General features: G+C 69.4%; 13 protein-coding genes and 1 tRNA gene. 10 read left to right on the top strand and 4 right to left on the bottom strand.

Going from position 1 to position 17,444, the window contains the following annotated elements:
- Positions 1 to 721: 721 nt before the first annotated feature.
- Entirely contained in the window at positions 722 to 1,741 is a 1,020-nt protein-coding gene (bagA, locus tag NB3_RS09315; RefSeq protein ID WP_067799633.1) for an ATPase BagA, read from the top strand.
- A gap of 61 nt (positions 1,742 to 1,802) precedes the next feature.
- Positions 1,803 to 2,942 carry an ATPase BagB gene (gene bagB / locus NB3_RS09320; protein WP_067799637.1) on the top strand — a complete coding sequence of 380 codons (1,140 nt, stop codon included), beginning with the start codon at positions 1,803 to 1,805 and terminating at the stop codon, positions 2,940 to 2,942.
- Between the two features lie 95 nt (positions 2,943 to 3,037).
- Here the strand turns inward: bagB and NB3_RS09325 are convergent, their stop codons facing one another.
- Entirely contained in the window at positions 3,038 to 3,361 is a 324-nt protein-coding gene (locus NB3_RS09325) for a WhiB family transcriptional regulator (protein ID WP_014981178.1), read from the bottom strand.
- Positions 3,362 to 3,728: 367 nt separating this feature from the next.
- On the opposite strand from NB3_RS09325, the gene NB3_RS09330 reads away from it, so the two are divergent.
- Positions 3,729 to 6,095, top strand: a complete 2,367-nt coding sequence (locus tag NB3_RS09330) for a penicillin-binding protein (protein WP_067799640.1) — start codon at positions 3,729 to 3,731, stop codon at positions 6,093 to 6,095.
- Between the two features lie 58 nt (positions 6,096 to 6,153).
- Here the strand turns inward: NB3_RS09330 and NB3_RS09335 are convergent, their stop codons facing one another.
- Positions 6,154 to 6,618, bottom strand: a complete 465-nt coding sequence (locus NB3_RS09335; RefSeq protein WP_067799643.1) for a GatB/YqeY domain-containing protein — start codon at positions 6,616 to 6,618, stop codon at positions 6,154 to 6,156.
- Between the two features lie 132 nt (positions 6,619 to 6,750).
- Between NB3_RS09335 and NB3_RS09340 the strand changes: the two genes are divergently transcribed.
- The 3 genes from NB3_RS09340 (at position 6,751) to NB3_RS09350 (ending at position 9,469) form a co-directional block, all read left to right on the top strand.
- Positions 6,751 to 7,713 carry a metallophosphoesterase gene (locus NB3_RS09340; protein ID WP_067799647.1) on the top strand — a complete coding sequence of 321 codons (963 nt, stop codon included), beginning with the start codon at positions 6,751 to 6,753 and terminating at the stop codon, positions 7,711 to 7,713.
- A 530-nt stretch (positions 7,714 to 8,243) separates the two neighbouring features.
- Positions 8,244 to 9,335 (top strand): DUF8017 domain-containing protein, encoded by a 1,092-nt coding sequence (locus NB3_RS09345; protein WP_157111672.1) that lies wholly within the window; start codon positions 8,244 to 8,246, stop codon positions 9,333 to 9,335.
- 60 nt (positions 9,336 to 9,395) lie between these two features.
- A tRNA-Pro gene (locus tag NB3_RS09350) sits at positions 9,396 to 9,469 on the top strand.
- Positions 9,470 to 9,572: 103 nt separating this feature from the next.
- Here NB3_RS09350 and NB3_RS34935 read toward each other — a convergent pair.
- Positions 9,573 to 9,746 carry a hypothetical protein gene (locus tag NB3_RS34935; RefSeq protein WP_157111674.1) on the bottom strand — a complete coding sequence of 58 codons (174 nt, stop codon included), beginning with the start codon at positions 9,744 to 9,746 and terminating at the stop codon, positions 9,573 to 9,575.
- A gap of 152 nt (positions 9,747 to 9,898) precedes the next feature.
- Between NB3_RS34935 and NB3_RS09355 the strand changes: the two genes are divergently transcribed.
- Entirely contained in the window at positions 9,899 to 10,621 is a 723-nt protein-coding gene (locus NB3_RS09355) for an SDR family NAD(P)-dependent oxidoreductase (RefSeq protein WP_067799653.1), read from the top strand.
- 54 nt (positions 10,622 to 10,675) lie between these two features.
- On the opposite strand, the gene NB3_RS09360 is transcribed toward NB3_RS09355, so the two are convergent.
- Entirely contained in the window at positions 10,676 to 11,134 is a 459-nt protein-coding gene (locus NB3_RS09360; protein ID WP_067799656.1) for a hypothetical protein, read from the bottom strand.
- Between the two features lie 190 nt (positions 11,135 to 11,324).
- On the opposite strand from NB3_RS09360, the gene NB3_RS09365 reads away from it, so the two are divergent.
- From NB3_RS09365 to atzF, 3 genes are read left to right on the top strand one after another with little or no spacing between them, the layout of a single operon-like run.
- Entirely contained in the window at positions 11,325 to 12,032 is a 708-nt protein-coding gene (locus NB3_RS09365) for a GntR family transcriptional regulator (RefSeq protein WP_067799659.1), read from the top strand.
- A 12-nt stretch (positions 12,033 to 12,044) separates the two neighbouring features.
- Positions 12,045 to 15,656, top strand: a complete 3,612-nt coding sequence (gene uca, locus NB3_RS09370; protein WP_067799662.1) for an urea carboxylase — start codon at positions 12,045 to 12,047, stop codon at positions 15,654 to 15,656.
- Positions 15,657 to 17,378, top strand: coding sequence for an allophanate hydrolase (gene atzF, locus NB3_RS09375; protein WP_067799665.1), 1,722 nt, complete (start codon positions 15,657 to 15,659; stop codon positions 17,376 to 17,378). It abuts the gene before it with no gap.
- Positions 17,379 to 17,444: the final 66 nt, after the last annotated feature.

The following is a 17,444-nucleotide window of genomic DNA, read 5'->3' on the forward strand; positions in this document are numbered from 1 at the left end:
CGCGTACGCGGCGGCCGCTCGAACGCGAGCCGGGCCGCGAACGGAACAGGCTCGGTCTCGCTTCGCTCGAAACCTGTGGTTGCGGTGCGCTGGGCACGTCGGACGGGAGTGCCCGCACCGGCATTTACCTCGCAGAGTGACTGGCTTCGGCTCTTCCAACGCGAACGGCGCATGCTCGGTCTCGCTTCGCTTGAAACCGGGAGTTGCGGTGCGCTGGGCACGTCGGCGGTAAACACTCGCATCGCGGTATGCGCGACCCGTGCTGGCGTACGGGCGGAACACCGGGCACGAACGCCTCTACCTCGCGCGGGGCTGGGTCCAGCTCTATCAGCGCGCGGCGCAGGACCGGCCTCGGTTCGCCCGAACCAGGGGTGGTGGAGCGCTCAGCACGCAGCCGGTGAACACTCGCCTGGCGGACCAACCGTTGTCCCGGCCTCCGCAGCCGCGGCAGTCGGGCGGATCCGACCGCATCGCGAACGAGCACGGTCGGTCTCGCCTGGCTCGGCGGCGTCGGATTGATCACTGGCTACCGCGCACGTTCACCCCGGGCGACTCCGTGGTTCGGTTGCTGATTTCGCCCGGTGATCGGGGGCTTCGGCGAGTGGGCTCGCAACTCGTCGCGGGGGTTGGGAACCGCTTGGGGATCAGCCCGTCTGGTACGGCCTGTGCCCGGCGGCGGCGAACCAGTTATAGGCTCGCGATCGTGGGAGTACCAACAGCAGTGCCGCTTTCGGAGGAGCCCGGAGTGGGCGCAAGGTGGCCGAAGCGCGCTGAACAGGCTCGTTTGCACTACGTCTCCGGCAAGGGAGGCACGGGCAAGTCGACGGTTGCCGCAGCGCTGGCGCTCGCCCTGGCCGCGGGCGGGCGCCGGGTGCTGTTGGTCGAGGTGGAGAGCAGGCAATCGATCGCTCAGCTGTTCGACCTGCCGCCGCTGCCGCCGACCGAGACACGGATCGCCACCGCGGACGGCGGCGGCGAGGTGGTGGCGCTGGCGCTGGACATCGAGCACGCCTTCCTCGAATACCTCGACATGTTCTACAACCTCGGCTTCGCCGGCCGCGCGATGCGCAGGATGGGCGCGATCGAGTTCGTCACCACGATCGCGCCGGGTCTGCGCGACGTCATCCTGACCGGCAAGATCAAGGAGTGCGCGGTCAGGGTGGACAAGTCCGGTAAACGCGTCTACGACGAGATCGTGGTCGACGCACCGCCCACCGGCCGGATCGCCGGCTTCCTCGACGTCACCAAGGCGATGGCCGAGGTGGCCAAGGGCGGGCCGATCGCCTCGCAGGCCGAGGGCGTCTCGCAGCTGCTGCACTCCGACCAGACGATGATCCACCTGGTCACGCTGCTCGAGGCGCTGCCGGTGCAGGAGACCGCCGACGCCGTCGCCGAACTCACCGCCGCTGACCTGCGCATCGGCACCGTCATCGTGAACCGGGCGACCGAGGGCCAGCTCCCGCCCGAGCTGCGCGCCAGGGCCGCTCAGGGCGATCTGGACGCCGACGCCATCCGCGCGGGCCTGGACGCCGCGGGGATCAGCTTGCCCGACAGCGAGTTCCAAGGGCTGCTCACCGAAACGATCGAGCACTCCGCCACTCTGCAAGCGCAGGACGACAGCGCCGAGGAACTGGCGAAGGTCGACATCTCCCGGCTCTACCTGCCCGCCCTTCCCGACGGGATGGACCTGGGCGGGCTGTACGAACTAGCCGAACACCTCACCGCACAGGGAGTCCGATGAGCGAGCGAACCATCGACACCGCCACGCCCGTGGCCCTGTCGGAGCCGAGCGAGGCGCGGGCATGAGCACGCAGGCCCATCCCGCGGCGGTCCCGCTGGATATCTCGGGGATCATCGCCGACCCGTCCGCACGCGTGGTGGTCTGCTGCGGCTCCGGCGGCGTCGGTAAGACGACCACCGCCGCCGCCATCGCGCTGCGCGCCGCCGAAGAGGGGCGCAAGGTCGTGGTGCTCACCATCGACCCGGCACGCAGGCTGGCTCAGTCACTGGGCGTCGCCGACCTCGGCAACAACCCGCAGCGGGTGGCGCTCGGTCCGGAAGCCAAGGGCGAACTGCACGCGATGATGCTCAACATGCGCCGCACGTTCGACGACATGGTGCTCGAGCACACCAGCGGGGAGAAAGCGGCGCAGATCTTCGCCAACCCCTTCTATCAGACGGTCGCCTCATCCTTCGGTGGCACACAGGAATACATGGCGATGGAGAAGCTGGGCCAGCTGGCCCACCGCGGCGAGTGGGACCTGATCGTGGTCGACACCCCGCCGTCGCGCAACGCCCTCGACTTCCTGGACGCTCCGAAGCGACTCGGCAACTTCCTCAACGGCCGGATGATCCGGGTGATCATGGCTCCCGGCCGTGGCGTGACCCGGTTGGTCACCGGCGCGATGAGCCTCGCGGTGCGCGGCGTGTCCACCGTCGTGGGGGGACAGATGCTCAAGGACGCGTCGAACTTCCTGCAATCCTTGGAGTCGCTGTTCGGCGGCTTCCAGGAGCGGGCCGAGCGGACCTTCGCGATGCTGTCGAAGCCGGGCACGCACTTCCTGGTGGTGGCCGCGCCGGAACCGGACGCGCTGCGGGAGGCGTCGTTCTTCGTCGACCGCCTCTCCACCGAACGCATGCCGCTGGCGGGGCTGGTGCTCAACCGCACCCATCCCGTGCTGAGCTCACTGCCCGCCGATCACGCGCTCACCGCCGCCGACCAGGTGGCGGACTCCGATCCGCTCACCGCGGCGGTGTTGCGGGTGCACGCCCGCCGGGTCGCCACCGACAAGCGCGAACAGCATCTGCTGCACCGCTTCACCGGAGCGCATCCGCGAGTGCCGATCGTGTCGGTCACCGCGCTTCCGTTCGAAGTGTCCGATCTCGACGCGCTGCGCGCCGTCGGGGATCAGCTGGCGGGCACGGCACGCGCGACTGCCTGATACTTAGGCGTATCCGCTATTGGTCGAACGGAAATAACAGTCCTGAAACGAAACTGAGCCCGCTTCCGCGGGCTCTGTTTCGAACGTCGCCGGGGCTACATCGCCACCTGATGCTGGCGCTGGGCCTGGAAGAAATCGGCCCACGAGGTCACTTCCGGATGCTGCTTCAACAGGGCGCGGCGCTGCCGTTCCGTCATGCCGCCCCACACACCGAACTCGACGCGATTGTCCAGCGCGTCGGCACCACACTGCATCAGCACCGGGCAGTGCCTGCAGATCGTCGCCGCTTTGCGCTGCGCCGCGCCGCGGACGAACAACTGATCGGGATCAACTTCCTTGCATCGGGCCTGGGCTACCCAGGCGATCCTCGCTTCGGCCTGCTCCACGTCCAATCGAGCGATGGGGGTTGTCATGTGCATTTGGTGTGCCCCTTTGCAGTCCGAACACCGGGTCAACGGCGCTCCAGAATCGCGTTGTCACCACGCAGCACCCAAACCCCGCTGCGAAGTGCACCACATTCCACTTTGAGTGTTAGCTCTATCACACTGGGTTCTCAATCTAGGTAAAGGTATGGCGCTTGCGCAAGACCACCTCGAGATTTTTTGGTACGTCCGTCCCTGCAAAGCCCGGCGCGCACAGGACGGGCAGGCAGATTGCGTGCGCGCCCTCTCGCGACACGCCGAGCACGATCGCGCGACACGCCCATTCCGGCTCGTGAACAACCAGTTCCGCGCTTCGGACAAATGCCGCCAAGAACGCCGGAATGGCAACCCGTAGTCTTGATTCGTGCCGATCACACATACGCTCGCGCGGCTGGCCGGTAGCTGCGTGCTGGCCTCCGTGCTCGTCGCCGGGTTGTTGTTCCCGCTCGCCGGCGGCTTCGGGTTCGTCTCCAACCGTGCCGCCGACGCCGTCGACAACGTCTCCTCGGAGCTGGTCGAGGGAACGGTGCCCGCGGTGTCGACCATGGTCGACGCGGCGGGCAATCCGATCGCCTGGCTATATGAGCAGCGCCGATTCGAGGTTCCGAGCGACCGGATCTCCAACGACATGAAACTGGCGATCGTGTCCATCGAGGACCGCCGCTTCGCCGAGCACGAGGGCGTCGACTGGCAGGGCACGCTACGCGCGTTTCTCACCAACTCCGCCAGCGGCGAGGTCCAGCAGGGCGCCTCGACGCTCGACCAGCAGTACGTGAAGAACTTCCAGCTGCTCGTGGTCGCCAAGACCGACGCCGAGCGCCGCGCCGCCATCGAGACCACTCCGGCCCGCAAGATCCGGGAGATCCGGATGGCGCTGACGCTGGACCGTGAGCTGACCAAGGACGAGATCCTCACCAGGTACCTCAACCTCGTCCCGTTCGGTAACTCGTCCTACGGCATCCAGGACGCGGCGAAGACCTACTTCGGCGTCGACGCGGCCGATCTGAACGTCTCCCAGGCCGCGATGCTCGCCGGCATGGTGCAGAGCTCCTCCAAACTGAACCCCTACACCAACCCCGACGGCGTGCTGGCCAGGCGCAACACGGTGCTGGACACGATGATCCAGAACATCCCCAGCCGCGCCGAAGAGTTCCGCGAGGCGAAGACCAAGCCGCTGGGCGTGCTGCCGGAGCCCAAGGGCCTGCCGCGCGGCTGCATCGCGGCCAACGACCGCGGTTTCTTCTGCGACTACGCGCTGCAGTACCTGGCCAACGCCGGCATCAGCCGCGAACAGATCGAGAAGGGCGGCTACCTGATCAAGACCACCCTCGATCCGGCCGTGCAGGACTCGGTGAAACACGCGGTGACCGACGCGGCGAACCCGAACCTGGACAACATCGCGGAAGTCATGTCCGTGGTGGGGCCCGGTCAGGACACCCATCCGGTGCTCGCGATGGCCAGCAGCCGCACCTACGGCCTGAACCGGGACGCGAACGAGACCGTGCAGCCGCAGCCGTACTCCATGGTCGGCGACGGCGCCGGGTCGATCTTCAAGATCTTCACCACCGCGGCGGCCATGGAGAAGGGGCTCGGCATCGACGCCCAGCTCGACGTGCCCGGCCGGTTCGAGGCGAAGGGCATGGGTAACGGCGGCGCCCGCGGATGTCCGCCCGCCACCTACTGCGTGGAGAACGCGGGCAAGTACAAGTCGCCCATGTCGGTGACCGAGGCGCTGGCGACCTCGCCGAACACCGCGTTCGTCAAGCTGATCCAGGCGGTCGGCGTCACCCCCACCGTCGACATGGCGGTGCGGCTCGGGATGCGCTCGTTCACCGAAGCGGGCACCTCCGGCCACGGCAATCAGAGCCTGGCCGACATGATCAAGGAACAGAACCTCGGCTCGTTCACCCTCGGTCCGGTCGCGATCAATCCGCTCGAGTTGTCCAACGTCGCCGCGACACTGGGCTCCGGCGGCCGGTGGTGCCCGCCGAACCCGATCAAGGAGGTCGTCGACCGCCAGGGCAAGCAGGTGCCGCTCACCCAGCAGGCCTGCGAACAAGTCGTCGAGCCCGGCCTGGCCAACACCTTGGCCAACGCCATGAGCAAGGACGACACCTCCGGCACGGCGGCGGGCGCGGCCCAGTCGGTGGGCTGGAACTACCCGATGTCGGGCAAGACCGGAACCACCGAGAGCCACCGCTCCTCGGCCTTCCTCGGTTTCACGAACGCTCTGGCCGCCGCGGTCTACGCCTACGGCGACAGCCCCACCCCAGGTGAGATCTGCTCGTTCCCGCTGCGCAACTGCGGCGACGGCAACCTGTTCGGCGGTAACGAACCCGCGCGCACCTGGTTCAACGCGATCAAACCGGTGATACCGCTGTTCCCGCCGCCCGGCTTGCCCCCGCTGGACAACAAGTACGTGCGCGGCGCGAACAACGCGCAGGTACCCGACGTCGTCGGCATGACACAGGGCGAGGCCACCGCGGCGCTGGTCGCCGCCGGCTTCCAGGTGTCGCCGGTGACCGGGGCCGGTGATCGCCCCAAGGGGACCGTCATGGGCACCGCGCCCAACGGGTCGGCGATCCCCGGCTCGGTGATCACGCTGTACATCAGCGACGGCACCGTCCGGGCCGCGCCGCCGCCGGGGCCGCCACCGCCGCCGCCGGGCATCCCGGGGCTGCCCGTGCCGCGGCTGCCACCGATCCCCATTCCGATCCCGATCCCACGCTGAGCAAGCAAAGGGGCCGCGAACCGTATGTACGGTTCGCGGCCCCTTTCGCGTCGCCGTTCTACAGCCGGGCCTTGACCGCGGCCGAGATACGCGAGCCGTCGGCCTTGCCCTGGGCCAGCGCGGTGGCGATCTTCATGACCTGCCCCATCTGGCGCATGCCGGGCCGCTCCCCGATCTCCTCGGCGACCTGCGCGATGGCGGTGTCGGCGAGATCGGCGACCTCGGCCTCGGTGAGCTGGGTCGGCAGGTACTCCTCGATGATCTGCGCCTCGGCGCGCTCGTTCGCCGCCAGTTCGCCGCGCCCGGCCTGCGTGTAGACCTCGGCGGATTCGCTGCGCTTCTTCGACTCCTTCTGCAGCACGGAGACGACTTCGGCGTCGGTGAGTTCACGAGCCTGCGTGCCGGCGACCTCGGCGTTCTGGATCGCCGACAGCAGCATCCGCAACGTGGAAAGGCGCAGCGTGTCCTTGGCTTTCATCGCGGCGGTGAGATCCGCGCGCAGCTGCGATTTGAGTTCCGACATGCCGCTCACGGTAGCCGCTGTGGCGCGGCGGTCCCACTACATTTGCCGCGCGGCCCGATTTCCCGCCGGAAAACGGGCGCCTGTGCGGAAACACACTCGGCGGTCCTGCGCGAGGTCACCTATGCTGGGCAAATGCCCGTGATCTCGACCTCTGCTGTACGCACGACCGCGCTGGGAGCCGCCGGGGCCGCGGTGGCCGGAATCGGCTACGCCTCGCTGGTCGAACGCAACGCCTTCGTCCTACGGGAGGCGACCATGCCCGTGCTGGCACCGGGGTCGTCGTCGCTGCGGGTGCTCCACATCAGTGATCTGCACATGACGCCGGGCCAGAAACTCAAGCAGCAATGGCTGCGGGAACTGGACCGGCTCGAGCCCGATCTGGTGATCAACACCGGCGACAATCTCTCGCACCAGAAGTCGGTGCCCGCGGTAGTCCAGGCCCTCGGCGGGTTGCTCTCTCGTCCGGGCCTTTTCGTTTTCGGCAGCAACGACTACTTCGCGCCGGTGGCGAAGAACCCGCTGAAGTACTTCAAGAAGGATCACCGCCGCACCTACGGAGCCCCGCTGCCGTGGAAGGACCTGCGCGCCGCCTTCACCGAGCGTGGCTGGCTCGATCTGACGCACGTGCGCCGCGACCTGGAAGTGGCGGGCATCCGCATCGCCACCGCCGGTGTCGACGATCCGCACTTGCAGCGCGACCGGTACGACACTGTCGCCGGCGCTCCGAACCCGTTGGCCGACCTGCGGCTCGGCCTCACCCACTCCCCCGAACCCCGGGTGCTGGACCGCTTCGCCGAGGACGGGTACGACCTGGTCCTCGCCGGGCACACGCACGGCGGCCAGTTGTGCCTCCCCGGCTACGGCGCCCTGGTCACCAACTGCGGGATCGACCGGTCCCGGGTGAAGGGGCCGTCGAAGTGGGGCGAGCACACCCGGTTGCACGTCTCCGCGGGTGTCGGCACCTCGCCGTGGGCGCCGTACCGATTCTGCTGCCGCCCGGAGGCGACCCTGTTGACGCTGGTGGCCGCGCCGCCGAAGCGTCCGGGAGCCGACACGGGCCGGGGAGTGTCGGCATCGGAGGCCGTCGCCCGCTAATGTCCCCTGCCGAGACGTGTGGCAGGTAGGGGACAACTGTGAGTGGATTCGACGACCGGCGCGGCCCGACTACTCCGGGACGGCCCGCCGGGCCGCCGACTCCTGGGCAACAATCCTTCCCCCCTTTACGTTCCGTCCCTACCCCGCCGGACGATGACGACGGCGCTCGGCCACCGCACGCCGGAGCGCATCCGGGCGGCACCGGCGAATCGGGACGCCCCTCCGGCACACCCTGGCAGCAGGGCGCTCGAAGCCGGTCTTCCGATCCGGCCCCTGGGCAGCGGCCTCCGGACTCGACCGAGAACGGCGCGATGCCCCCGTGGTGGCAGCCCGACCCGGCCACGCAGTGGCAGCCGTATCAAGAGCCGGCGCCAACGCTTCAGTGGCAACCCGGCTGGCAGAGCGACCCAGCCCTGGGCTGGTCCCCGGACAGCGGTTCACCGTCGGGCACGCGGGACGACCCCACCATGCTCGCCCCTTCGGCGGGCCGTCCCGCGCAACCCGGACCGCCGGGCCGCGATGATCCCACCATGCTGAGACAGACGCCTCCCGGGCAGTGGCCGCCACAAGCCCAGCCCGGCAGCGGCGGACGCAACGATCCGACCATGCTCGGTCAACCGCTGGGCGCGCTCGACCAGCCCGTCCCTTTCGACCGCGGGAGACCGGATCCACGACCGCCGCAAGGCGATTCGGCACCGACCTTGCTCGGCTACCCGAACGCCGATCGCTTCGGCCAACCCGCGCCGACCCCGCAATGGCAACCGGTCGGCGGGCCCGGACAGTACGGCACCGCGCCGGATGGCCGGTACCAGCCCGGCTACGGTCCACCGGCGGGCGGGCCGCCGCCGGACAGTCCCGGCGGGAGCGGCAACGGAAAGGTCTTCCTGTCGGCCGGACTGGCGGTGCTGCTGGTAGCCGGTCTCGTGGCCGGTGCGGTGGTCCTCAGCCGCATGAAGACGAACGATCCCGCGCAGCACACCGCGCCGTCGATGGTGAACGCACTCGGCACCACCACCGCGGGCGCGCCCGCCCGGACCACGACCAGATCCGCCCCGACGACCACCGCGCGGGGTTCCGGCGACAAGACTCCGGTCGTCCCCGGCTATCAGGTCGTCCGTGCGCCCGACAGCGGCGCCGCCTACGACGTGCCCGCCGACTGGACGGTCGCGCCGCCGGGCACCATCGGCGGCTTCGGCGAGCCACCGAACGCCGTCGCGGGTAAGGGCTTGGCCAGCGAGGGCAAGGGTTACTGCCCCGGCTCGACGCGGACCGTGGCCTTCCTGACCGGCTCGAACACTGCCGATCCGGGAAAGGCGGCCACCGAACTCGGCACGAGAACCGCCACGCTCGCCTACAAGGGGACGACCGGCGGCACACCCGGCCTGCCCATGCCGCTGGCGTCGCTGGACGGATCGCAGCACGGCATGTTCGTGGAGACCAAGGGCACCGTCTCCGACGCCAAGCCCGGCTGCGCGAAGGCGTACTCCATCTACACCGCCGCGTTCCCCAACGACCAGGGGAACTTCGTCATGGTGATCGCCGCAGACACCGGCGTCCCGCACGCGCTCGACGCCGAGACCGCCAAGCGCATCTTCACCAGCATCCGACCCCTCGAAGGCTGACTGACCTGCCGGTTTAACGTCTCGGGCACCCCTGTTGTAAGCTACTCCAGGTCCACTTCACGGGGTGTGGCGCAGCTTGGTAGCGCGCTTCGTTCGGGACGAAGAGGTCGCAGGTTCAAATCCTGTCACCCCGACTCGTGGTTGAGACGACGGGAAGGCCCCTGACCATTAGGAGTGGTCAGGGGCCTTCTCCGTTGCCAGGGACAGCCGGAGCGACGCCGATGCCAGTAGGCAGCATCAGCCCGGAATCAGCTCACCAGCACGCCGTCCAGCATCGTCGCTGTCGTCCATTGTCTTACGCACCGCGTCCCAATCCTCCACCCGTCGGACGTAGTACTGCATCGTCGTGGTGGCGTTCTCGTAGCCGAGCACGACCGCGATCTTGTGCGGCGGCATCCCCTCCTCATCCATCCACACCGCGCTAGCGGCCTGCGGCCATTGCGGTCCGCACTGTTGCCGACGAACTCGACACGTTGGTGGCAGGCCGATCGTAGGTTGGTCCGATCGCATGCGGGAATATCATCGCTAGAACCGATTTCCCGCAATCGACGAAAGGTCGGCAGATGAGCAAGCCCGTCGATAGCGTGCCCGCGGACAGACCACTGTCCGGGAAGACCGCGCTGGTCACGGCGGCCTACACCGGAATAGGCAGGTCGATCGCGAAAACGCTTGCCGCGCAAGGCGCCAAGGTCGTGGTGCAGCATCCGCACTTCCCCGAGCCCGCCGCGGAGGTCGTCAAGGAGATCACCGAGGCGGGTGGCACGGCGCTGGCGCTCGCGGCGGACATCGCCGATCACGACGAATACGAGGAGCTGGTGCAGGCGCTGCTCGAGGAAGGCGGCGGGTGGCACGTGCTGGTCAACACCGCCGCGGTGCCGGAGTCGGAACCGTTCCCGAAGCTCAGCTCGGAGGCGTTCGACAGCAATTTCGCGGCCACGGTGAAGGGCGTCTTCCACGGTCTGCAACTGGCTTTGCAGCACTTGGCCGACGAAGGCCGGGTCATCAACGTCTGCGATCCGGCCGCCCCGGGCAGCGCTGTGCACGACGCGACGCGCGGCGCGGTCGAACAACTCGGCCAAGCCGTTGCCCCGGACTTCACGCCCCGGCGGATCACCGTCAACACGGTCAGCTACGGCGCGGGGACGACCGACAACGCGGAGCTCGAGACCACACTCGCCTCGTTGCGGCCGACCGAGCCGGGCGCGGTGGTCGCCTATCTGGCCGGTGCCGCGGCGAGCACGGTGAACGCCCAGGTCATCCGGCTCGACGGCACGAGCGGCCGGTAGCGGGAGCGACTGCGACCGGCGCGCTCGCGGACGGCGAGCACGCCGGTCGGACACTCAGGCGGTGACCGTGGCGCCGTAGGAACTGAATCCGCGGCCGAGCGCCTGGCAGGTGAAGCTGCCGTGGAAGCCGACCTGGCACGTCGCCCCGGCGTGCTCGATGATCGGGCCCCACTGGCCGGAGCCGGTTTTCACGTCGTTGATGCTGGGATTGCCGCCCGGCAGGGTGTACGGCGTGCCCGGGTCGAAGGTGGGATGCGCGGGCAGCCAGGCCTGGTCGATCACGATCTCGTTGATCGTCACCGGCACCGGGATGTAGTTGCCGCCGACGTAGTAGCTCAGGTGCTGGGGATAGCCGAAATCGCATCCGAGGGAACCGTCCGCGAAAATCGCGCAGTTCGTGCTGCCCGCCGAGAAGTAGACCGTGCCGGTGTCGGCTTGGGCGCTACCGGCTGCCAACAGCGGCGCCATCGCGGCGGCGGCGAGTACTCCGGCGAACTTCGTGCTGCGCTTCATATCTTCTCCTCGATCTTCGCTGATGGACAACCGACTCGACGACTTTGTCGAGCCCGCGCGGGATTTCGTTTCGTCCCGACTACCCACCCAGCCGCCGAACATCGCGCCGACCGGCGTGGTGAGCAGACGCTAACGCGGCGATAACTTACGGTCACTCCACCGAAACGCGAGGTCAATAGCGTATACAGGCATGTCGACACGGATAGCGACCCTGGCCGACGCGGCGGGCAAACCCCTGCGCGACGTGGTATACGAGAAGCTGCGCGGCGAGCTCATGAACGGGGACATCAAGTTCGGGGAGCGCCTCACCGAGCCGAAACTGTCCACCCGCTTCGGCATCTCGCGCACGCCGATCCGCGAGGCGCTGACCGTGTTGTGCTCGGACGGACTGCTGCAACGTGAAGAATACGGGTTCAGTCCGGTCCGGCCGAGCATCCCGCTGATCCGCGACCTGTACGAGCTGCGCATCACCTTGGAGCTTGGCGGTCTACAGCGCGCGATGACCAATCCGGCGGTCACCCACGATCGGGCGCTGCTGGAGGCCGAGCGCGCCGCCTGGCTGGAATTGCGCGCCGACCCGCCGGAGCAGGAACCCGGCTTCGTGGTGCGCGACGAGGAATTCCACGTCGCCCTGCTGACCGCGGCGGGCAACACCGAGATGGTGCGCGCGCTCAAAGCGGTGAATTCCCGCATCCGCCACGTGCGCATGTACGACTTCATGGTCAACAACCGGATCGAGACCACCATCGCCGAGCATCTCGGCATTCTGGAAGCCGTTCTGGACGAGGATCTTCCGCTCGCCTACCGGCTGCTGCACACGCACATCGGTGAGTCGCTGGACGTGGTGCTCGAACGGGTCACCCGCGCGATCGCGGCGATGTCACTGGCCACGGATTAACAGGGAGCGGTAGTGAGTCTGCAATTCGATACGGTGCTCGTCGCCAATCGCGGCGAGATCGCCTGCCGCGTAATGCGCACCGCCCGGCGGCTCGGGCTGAAGACGGTGGCCGTGTACTCCGATGCCGATGTGGGCGCGGCGCACGTCGAAACGGCCGATGTCGCCGTGCGCCTGGGGCCCGGGCCCGCCGCGCAGTCCTACCTGCGCGCCGACGCGGTGGTGGAGGCGGCGCTGGCGACCGGAGCGGGAGCCGTTCATCCCGGCTACGGGTTTCTGTCGGAGAACGCGGATTTCGCCACGGCGGTCGAGAAGGCGGGCATCGCGTTCGTCGGGCCGACCGCCGAGCAACTGCGCGTCTTCGGTGACAAACACACCGCCCGTACGGCCGCCCGCGCGGTCGGCGTGCCGCTGATCCCTGGCTCCGGCCTGCTCGAATCGGCCGATCACGCCGTGGCGGAGGCGGAGCGGATCGGTTTCCCCGTGATGCTGAAGGCGGTCGGCGGCGGTGGCGGCATCGGCATGCAGGCTTGCTTCGGCCCGGACGAACTGCGCGCGGTCTACGAGCGGGTGCAACGTATCGCCGCGGCGAACTTCGGTTCGGCGGGCGTCTTCCTGGAACGTTTCGTCGCGCGAGCCAGGCACGTCGAGGTGCAGCTGTTCGGCGACGGCAACGGCCGCGTGGTCAGCCTCGGCACCAGGGACTGCTCGCTGCAACGCCGCAACCAGAAGGTGATCGAGGAGGCCCCGGCGCCGGGACTCACCGCGGAGCTGTCGCAGCACCTGCTGGCGGCGTCGCGGGAGCTGGCCCGCTCGGTCGGGTACCGCTCGGCCGGGACCGTGGAGTTCGTCTACGACACCGACAACGGAGCCGCGTCGTTCCTGGAGATGAACACGCGCTTGCAGGTCGAGCATCCGGTCACCGAGGCGATCACCGGTGTCGACCTGGTGGAGTGGATGCTGCGCCTGGCCGGCGGCGACACCTCGATGGTGGACGAGCAGCCCGAGACCGGACCGGCGATCACCGGCCACGCGGTGGAGGCGCGGGTCTACGCGGAAGACCCCGGCCACGATTACCGCCCGAGCGCGGGCCTGGTCACGGCCGCGCACTTTCCTGACGACGTCCGGGTCGACACGTGGATCGGCACCGGTTCGGAGGTCAGCTCGTATTACGACCCGCTGCTGGCGAAGGTGATCAGCAGCGGCGAGAACCGGGCCGACGCTTTCGCCGCACTGCGCACCGCACTCGGTGCGACCCGGATCTACGGCGTGCAGACGAATCTGCCGCAACTGCGCGAGGCCGCGGCCGACGGCCGTGTGTCGCGCGCCGAGCACACCACCACCACGCTGGCCGAGATCCGCCCGGTCGGCCGCCGCATCGACGTGCTGCGCGGCGGAACCATGACCACGGTGCAGGATCATCCGGGCCGGATCGGTCTGTGGGAGGTGGGCATTCCGCCGTCGGGTCCGATGGACGATCTCTCCTTCACCCTCGCCAACACCGCTGTCGGCAACCCGGTCGGCGTCCCTGCGCTCGAATGCACCTTGCAGGGCCCGCAGTTGCGCTTCTCCGACACCACGGTGGTGTGCGTGACCGGCGCTCCGGCTCCGGTGACCGTGGACGGCCTGCCGGTGGCGATGTGGGAGCCCGTCACCGTGGCCGCGGGCGCGGTGCTCGATATCGGCGCTCCGGCCGACACCGGCCTGCGCACCTATCTGGCGGTGCGCGGCGGCATCGACGCGCCGCTGTATCACGGCAGCGCGTCCACCTTCACCCTCGGCGGATTCGGCGGCGTGACCGGTAAGGCGGTGGCCACCGGCGACGTGCTCGGCATCGCCCCCGCGGACGCGGGCGCACTCGGCGCCCCCGCCGCGGTGCCGCCGGGCGACCGGCCGCAGTTCACCCACGAGTGGCAGCTCGCGGTCGGTGTCGGCCCGCAGACCTCGCCCGCATACTTCACCGACGCCGACATGGACCAGTTCTGCGCATACCCGTGGCGCGTCGGCAGCCACGCCAACCGCACCGGCATCCGGCTGGAGGGCCCGAAGCCGGCGTGGTCGCGCACCGACGGCGGCGATGCCGGGCTGCACCCGTCCAACCTGCACGACAACCCCTACAGCGTGGGCGCGTTGAACGTCTCCGGCGACACCCCGATCCTGCTCGGCCCCGACGGCCCCAGCCTCGGCGGGTTCGCCTGTCCGCTCACCGTGGTGTCCGCGCATCGCTGGCGGATGGGTCAGTTGCGTCCCGGCGACTCGGTGCGGTTCGTGCCGGTCGACGACGACAAGGCGGCCGAGTTGCGGGCGTCCAACGGCAGCCGCGTGCCGGATCTGGTGACCGATTCCCGCGCCGCCCGGCGCGATCGCGGCGTGCTCGGCGGCGTCGAGGCGTCACCGGACCGCCCGCGCGTGCGTTACCTGCGCGGCGGTGACGACAACGTGCTGGTCGAATACGGCGAGATGGTCCTCGATCTGGGGTTGCGTATGCGAGTGCACGCCCTCGCCGAAGCACTCGCGGCCGTCCGGTTGCCCGGCGTGCTCGACGTGACCCCTGGTGTGCGGTCCCTGCACGTCCACTTCGATCCCGAGGTGTTACCGCAGCACCGGTTGCTCGGCACTTTGACCGAACTCGAACTCGACCTGCCCGCGACGACCGACCTGGTGGTGCCCAGCCGCACCATCCGGCTGCCGCTGTCGTTCGACGACCCCTCCATCGCGGAAGCGATCGACCGCTACCGCAGCGGCGTGCGCGACACCGCGCCATGGCTGCCGTCGAACATCGAGTTCATCCGCCGCATCAACGGGCTCGACAGTGTGGACGATGTGCGGGCCACCGTCTTCGACGCCGAATATCTCGTGCTCGGCCTCGGAGACGTGTACCTCGGTGCGCCGCTGGCGGTTCCGCTTGACCCGCGACACCGCCTGGTCACCACCAAGTACAACCCGGCACGCACCTGGACCCCGTCCGACGCGGTCGGCATCGGCGGCAAGTACCTGTGCGTCTACGGGATGGCCTCCCCCGGCGGCTACCAGCTGATCGGCCGTACCGTGCCGATCTGGTCCAGCTACCGGCAGGCCGCGCCGTTCGAAGCGGGCACGCCCTGGCTGTTCCGGTTCTTCGATCGCATCGTGTGGGAACCGGTCGGCGCGGAGCAGTTGCTCGAACATCGTGCCGCGGCCGAGGCGGGCAGATTCGACGCCGAGGTGAGCGAGGGCAGTTTCGCGCTCGCCGACCATCTGCGGCTGCTGCGCACCGAGGCCGAGTCCATCGCCGAGTTCGAAACCAGGCAGGCCGTCGCGTTCGAGGCGGAGAAGGAGGCGTGGCGGGCGGCGGGCGAATTCGAACGCGGCACCGTCGCGCCCGTCGCCGCGCCGATCGACGATCCGCTGGCCGGGCTGCCCGCCGACGCGACGGTGGTGACCGCACCGATGATCGGCAATGTCTGGCGGGTGGAGGTCGCACCGGGGCAACGGGTCGAGGCCGATGCTCCGGTGGCCGTCCTGGAGGCGATGAAACTCGAACTACCCGTGCACAGCCCGCGCACGGGCACCGTGTTGAAGGTACTGACCACGCCCGGCGCCAAGGTGGAGCCGGGAACGCCCCTCGTAGTGATCGGAGTCGACTGAATGCCCCTCCTAGGCGACACGGCAGCCGACCCCGTCGAACGCGTCGCGGCCGCCTATCGGCGGATCGCCGAGGTCGATCGGCCGGAGGTGTGGATCACCCTGCGACCGGAAGCCGAGGTCGCCGCCGAAGCGGCCGCGCTCGCGGGCAGGCTCGCCGCCGGGGAGACCTTGCCGCTGGCCGGCGTCCTGGTGGCGGTGAAGGACAACATCGATGTGGCGGGGCTGCCGACCACCGCGGCCTGCCCGGAGTTCGCTTATCTGCCCGAGGCGACCGCGGCCGCGATCGAGCGATTGCTCGCGGCGGGAGCGCTGGTGCTGGGCAAGACGAACCTGGACCAGTTCGCCACGGGACTGGTCGGGACGCGCAGTCCGTACGGCGCGGTGCGCAACGCCCGCTACCCGGAACTGGTGTCGGGCGGGTCGAGTTCCGGTTCGGCGGTGGCGGTGGCGCTCGGCATCGCGGATATCGGAATCGGCACCGATACGGCCGGCTCCGGCCGGGTGCCCGCCGCACTGAACGGGATCGTCGGCATCAAAGCCACTCTCGGGGTGATCCCGGCGCACGGGACCGTGCCCGCCTGTGCGGACTACGACGCCGTGACGGTCTTCGCCGCCGACCTGGACTCGGCGGTTTCCGCGGCGGCGGTGATGGCGGGCCCTGAGCCGCGTGACCCGCGCAGCCGCACGTGGCCCGCCGATGTCCGGCTGGCCGCACCGCTCGCGCCGCGCATCGCCGTGCCGCGGCCCGAGGACCTCGTCGCGCTCAGCGATCCATACCGGGAAGCGTTCGCGCGCACGGTCGCCGTGGTCGCGGAGACGGGCGCGAAGACCGAGGAAATCGACGTTTCCGCCTTGCTCGACGCCGCGCTGTTGCTCTACGACGGCGCGCTCGTCGCCGAACGCCATGCCGCGGTGGGCGCGTTCCTGGACACCGCACCCGCCGGGGCCGATCCCACGGTCGCCGCCATCATCGGCGCCGCGCGGGAGAAGACCGGTCCGGCGTTCGCCGCCGACCTCGACCGGCTGGCCCGTGCCAAGGCGACGGCCGCCGAACTGCTGCACGGCTTCGACGCGCTGCTGTTGCCGACGACCACCGAGCATCCGAGCATCGCCGCGGTGCGGGCCGATCCGGTCGGCATCAACCGGCGGATGGGCACCTACACCAACTTCTGCAATCTGCTGGACATGGCGGCCGTCGCCGTGCCGGGCGCACCCACCGCCGACGGTGCTCCGTTCGGGGTCATGCTGGTCACCCCCGCCTTCGCCGATCAGGTGGCCGTCGATCTCGCCGCCCGTCTGCTCGGTCACGACAGCGCGCCGCTGCTCGTCGACCACGGCGCCGACCTGGCCGTCTTCGGTGCGCACCTGCGCGGGCAGCCACTGCACTGGCAGCTCGAACAACTGGGCGCGCGCTTCCTCGGCGAGATCAGGACGACCGACGCCTACCGACTGGCCGCGCTGGACACCACACCGCCGAAACCAGGACTGGTGCGGCACGGACCCGGCCGCGGCGCTCCGATCGAGGGAGAGCTTTTTCGCGTCGCCACGGCCGGGCTGGGTCGCTTCCTCGCCGAGCTGCCCGCTCCCATGGCGTTGACCAGCATCGAACTCGCCGATGGCCGCGAGGTCGTCGGGTTCGCCTGCACCTACGACGCCGCGAACGCCGCCACCGATATCACCCACCACGCGAGCTGGCGCAGATACCTCCAACATCGTTCCTAGCTCCTGCGATTCACCACCGAGCCCATGGCCGCGAGCACCCCTCGCCGCCATGGGCTTTCTCTTGCG

This window comes from Nocardia beijingensis NBRC 16342, assembly GCF_001612785.1.
In the GTDB taxonomy this organism is placed as follows: domain Bacteria; phylum Actinomycetota; class Actinomycetes; order Mycobacteriales; family Mycobacteriaceae; genus Nocardia; species Nocardia beijingensis.

Coding starts and splice junctions, on each gene's coding strand:
- NB3_RS09360 (WP_067799656.1), bottom strand. CDS start 11,134: ATGAAGCGCAGCACGAAGTTCGCCGGAGTACTCGCCGCCGCCGCGATG.
- NB3_RS09340 (WP_067799647.1), top strand. CDS start 6,751: ATGCCCGTGATCTCGACCTCTGCTGTACGCACGACCGCGCTGGGAGCC.
- atzF (WP_067799665.1), top strand. CDS start 15,657: ATGCCCCTCCTAGGCGACACGGCAGCCGACCCCGTCGAACGCGTCGCG.
- NB3_RS09325 (WP_014981178.1), bottom strand. CDS start 3,361: ATGCACATGACAACCCCCATCGCTCGATTGGACGTGGAGCAGGCCGAA.
- bagB (WP_067799637.1), top strand. CDS start 1,803: ATGAGCACGCAGGCCCATCCCGCGGCGGTCCCGCTGGATATCTCGGGG.
- NB3_RS09355 (WP_067799653.1), top strand. CDS start 9,899: ATGAGCAAGCCCGTCGATAGCGTGCCCGCGGACAGACCACTGTCCGGG.
- NB3_RS09345 (WP_157111672.1), top strand. CDS start 8,244: ATGCTGAGACAGACGCCTCCCGGGCAGTGGCCGCCACAAGCCCAGCCC.
- NB3_RS09335 (WP_067799643.1), bottom strand. CDS start 6,618: ATGTCGGAACTCAAATCGCAGCTGCGCGCGGATCTCACCGCCGCGATG.
- NB3_RS34935 (WP_157111674.1), bottom strand. CDS start 9,746: ATGGATGAGGAGGGGATGCCGCCGCACAAGATCGCGGTCGTGCTCGGC.
- NB3_RS09365 (WP_067799659.1), top strand. CDS start 11,325: ATGTCGACACGGATAGCGACCCTGGCCGACGCGGCGGGCAAACCCCTG.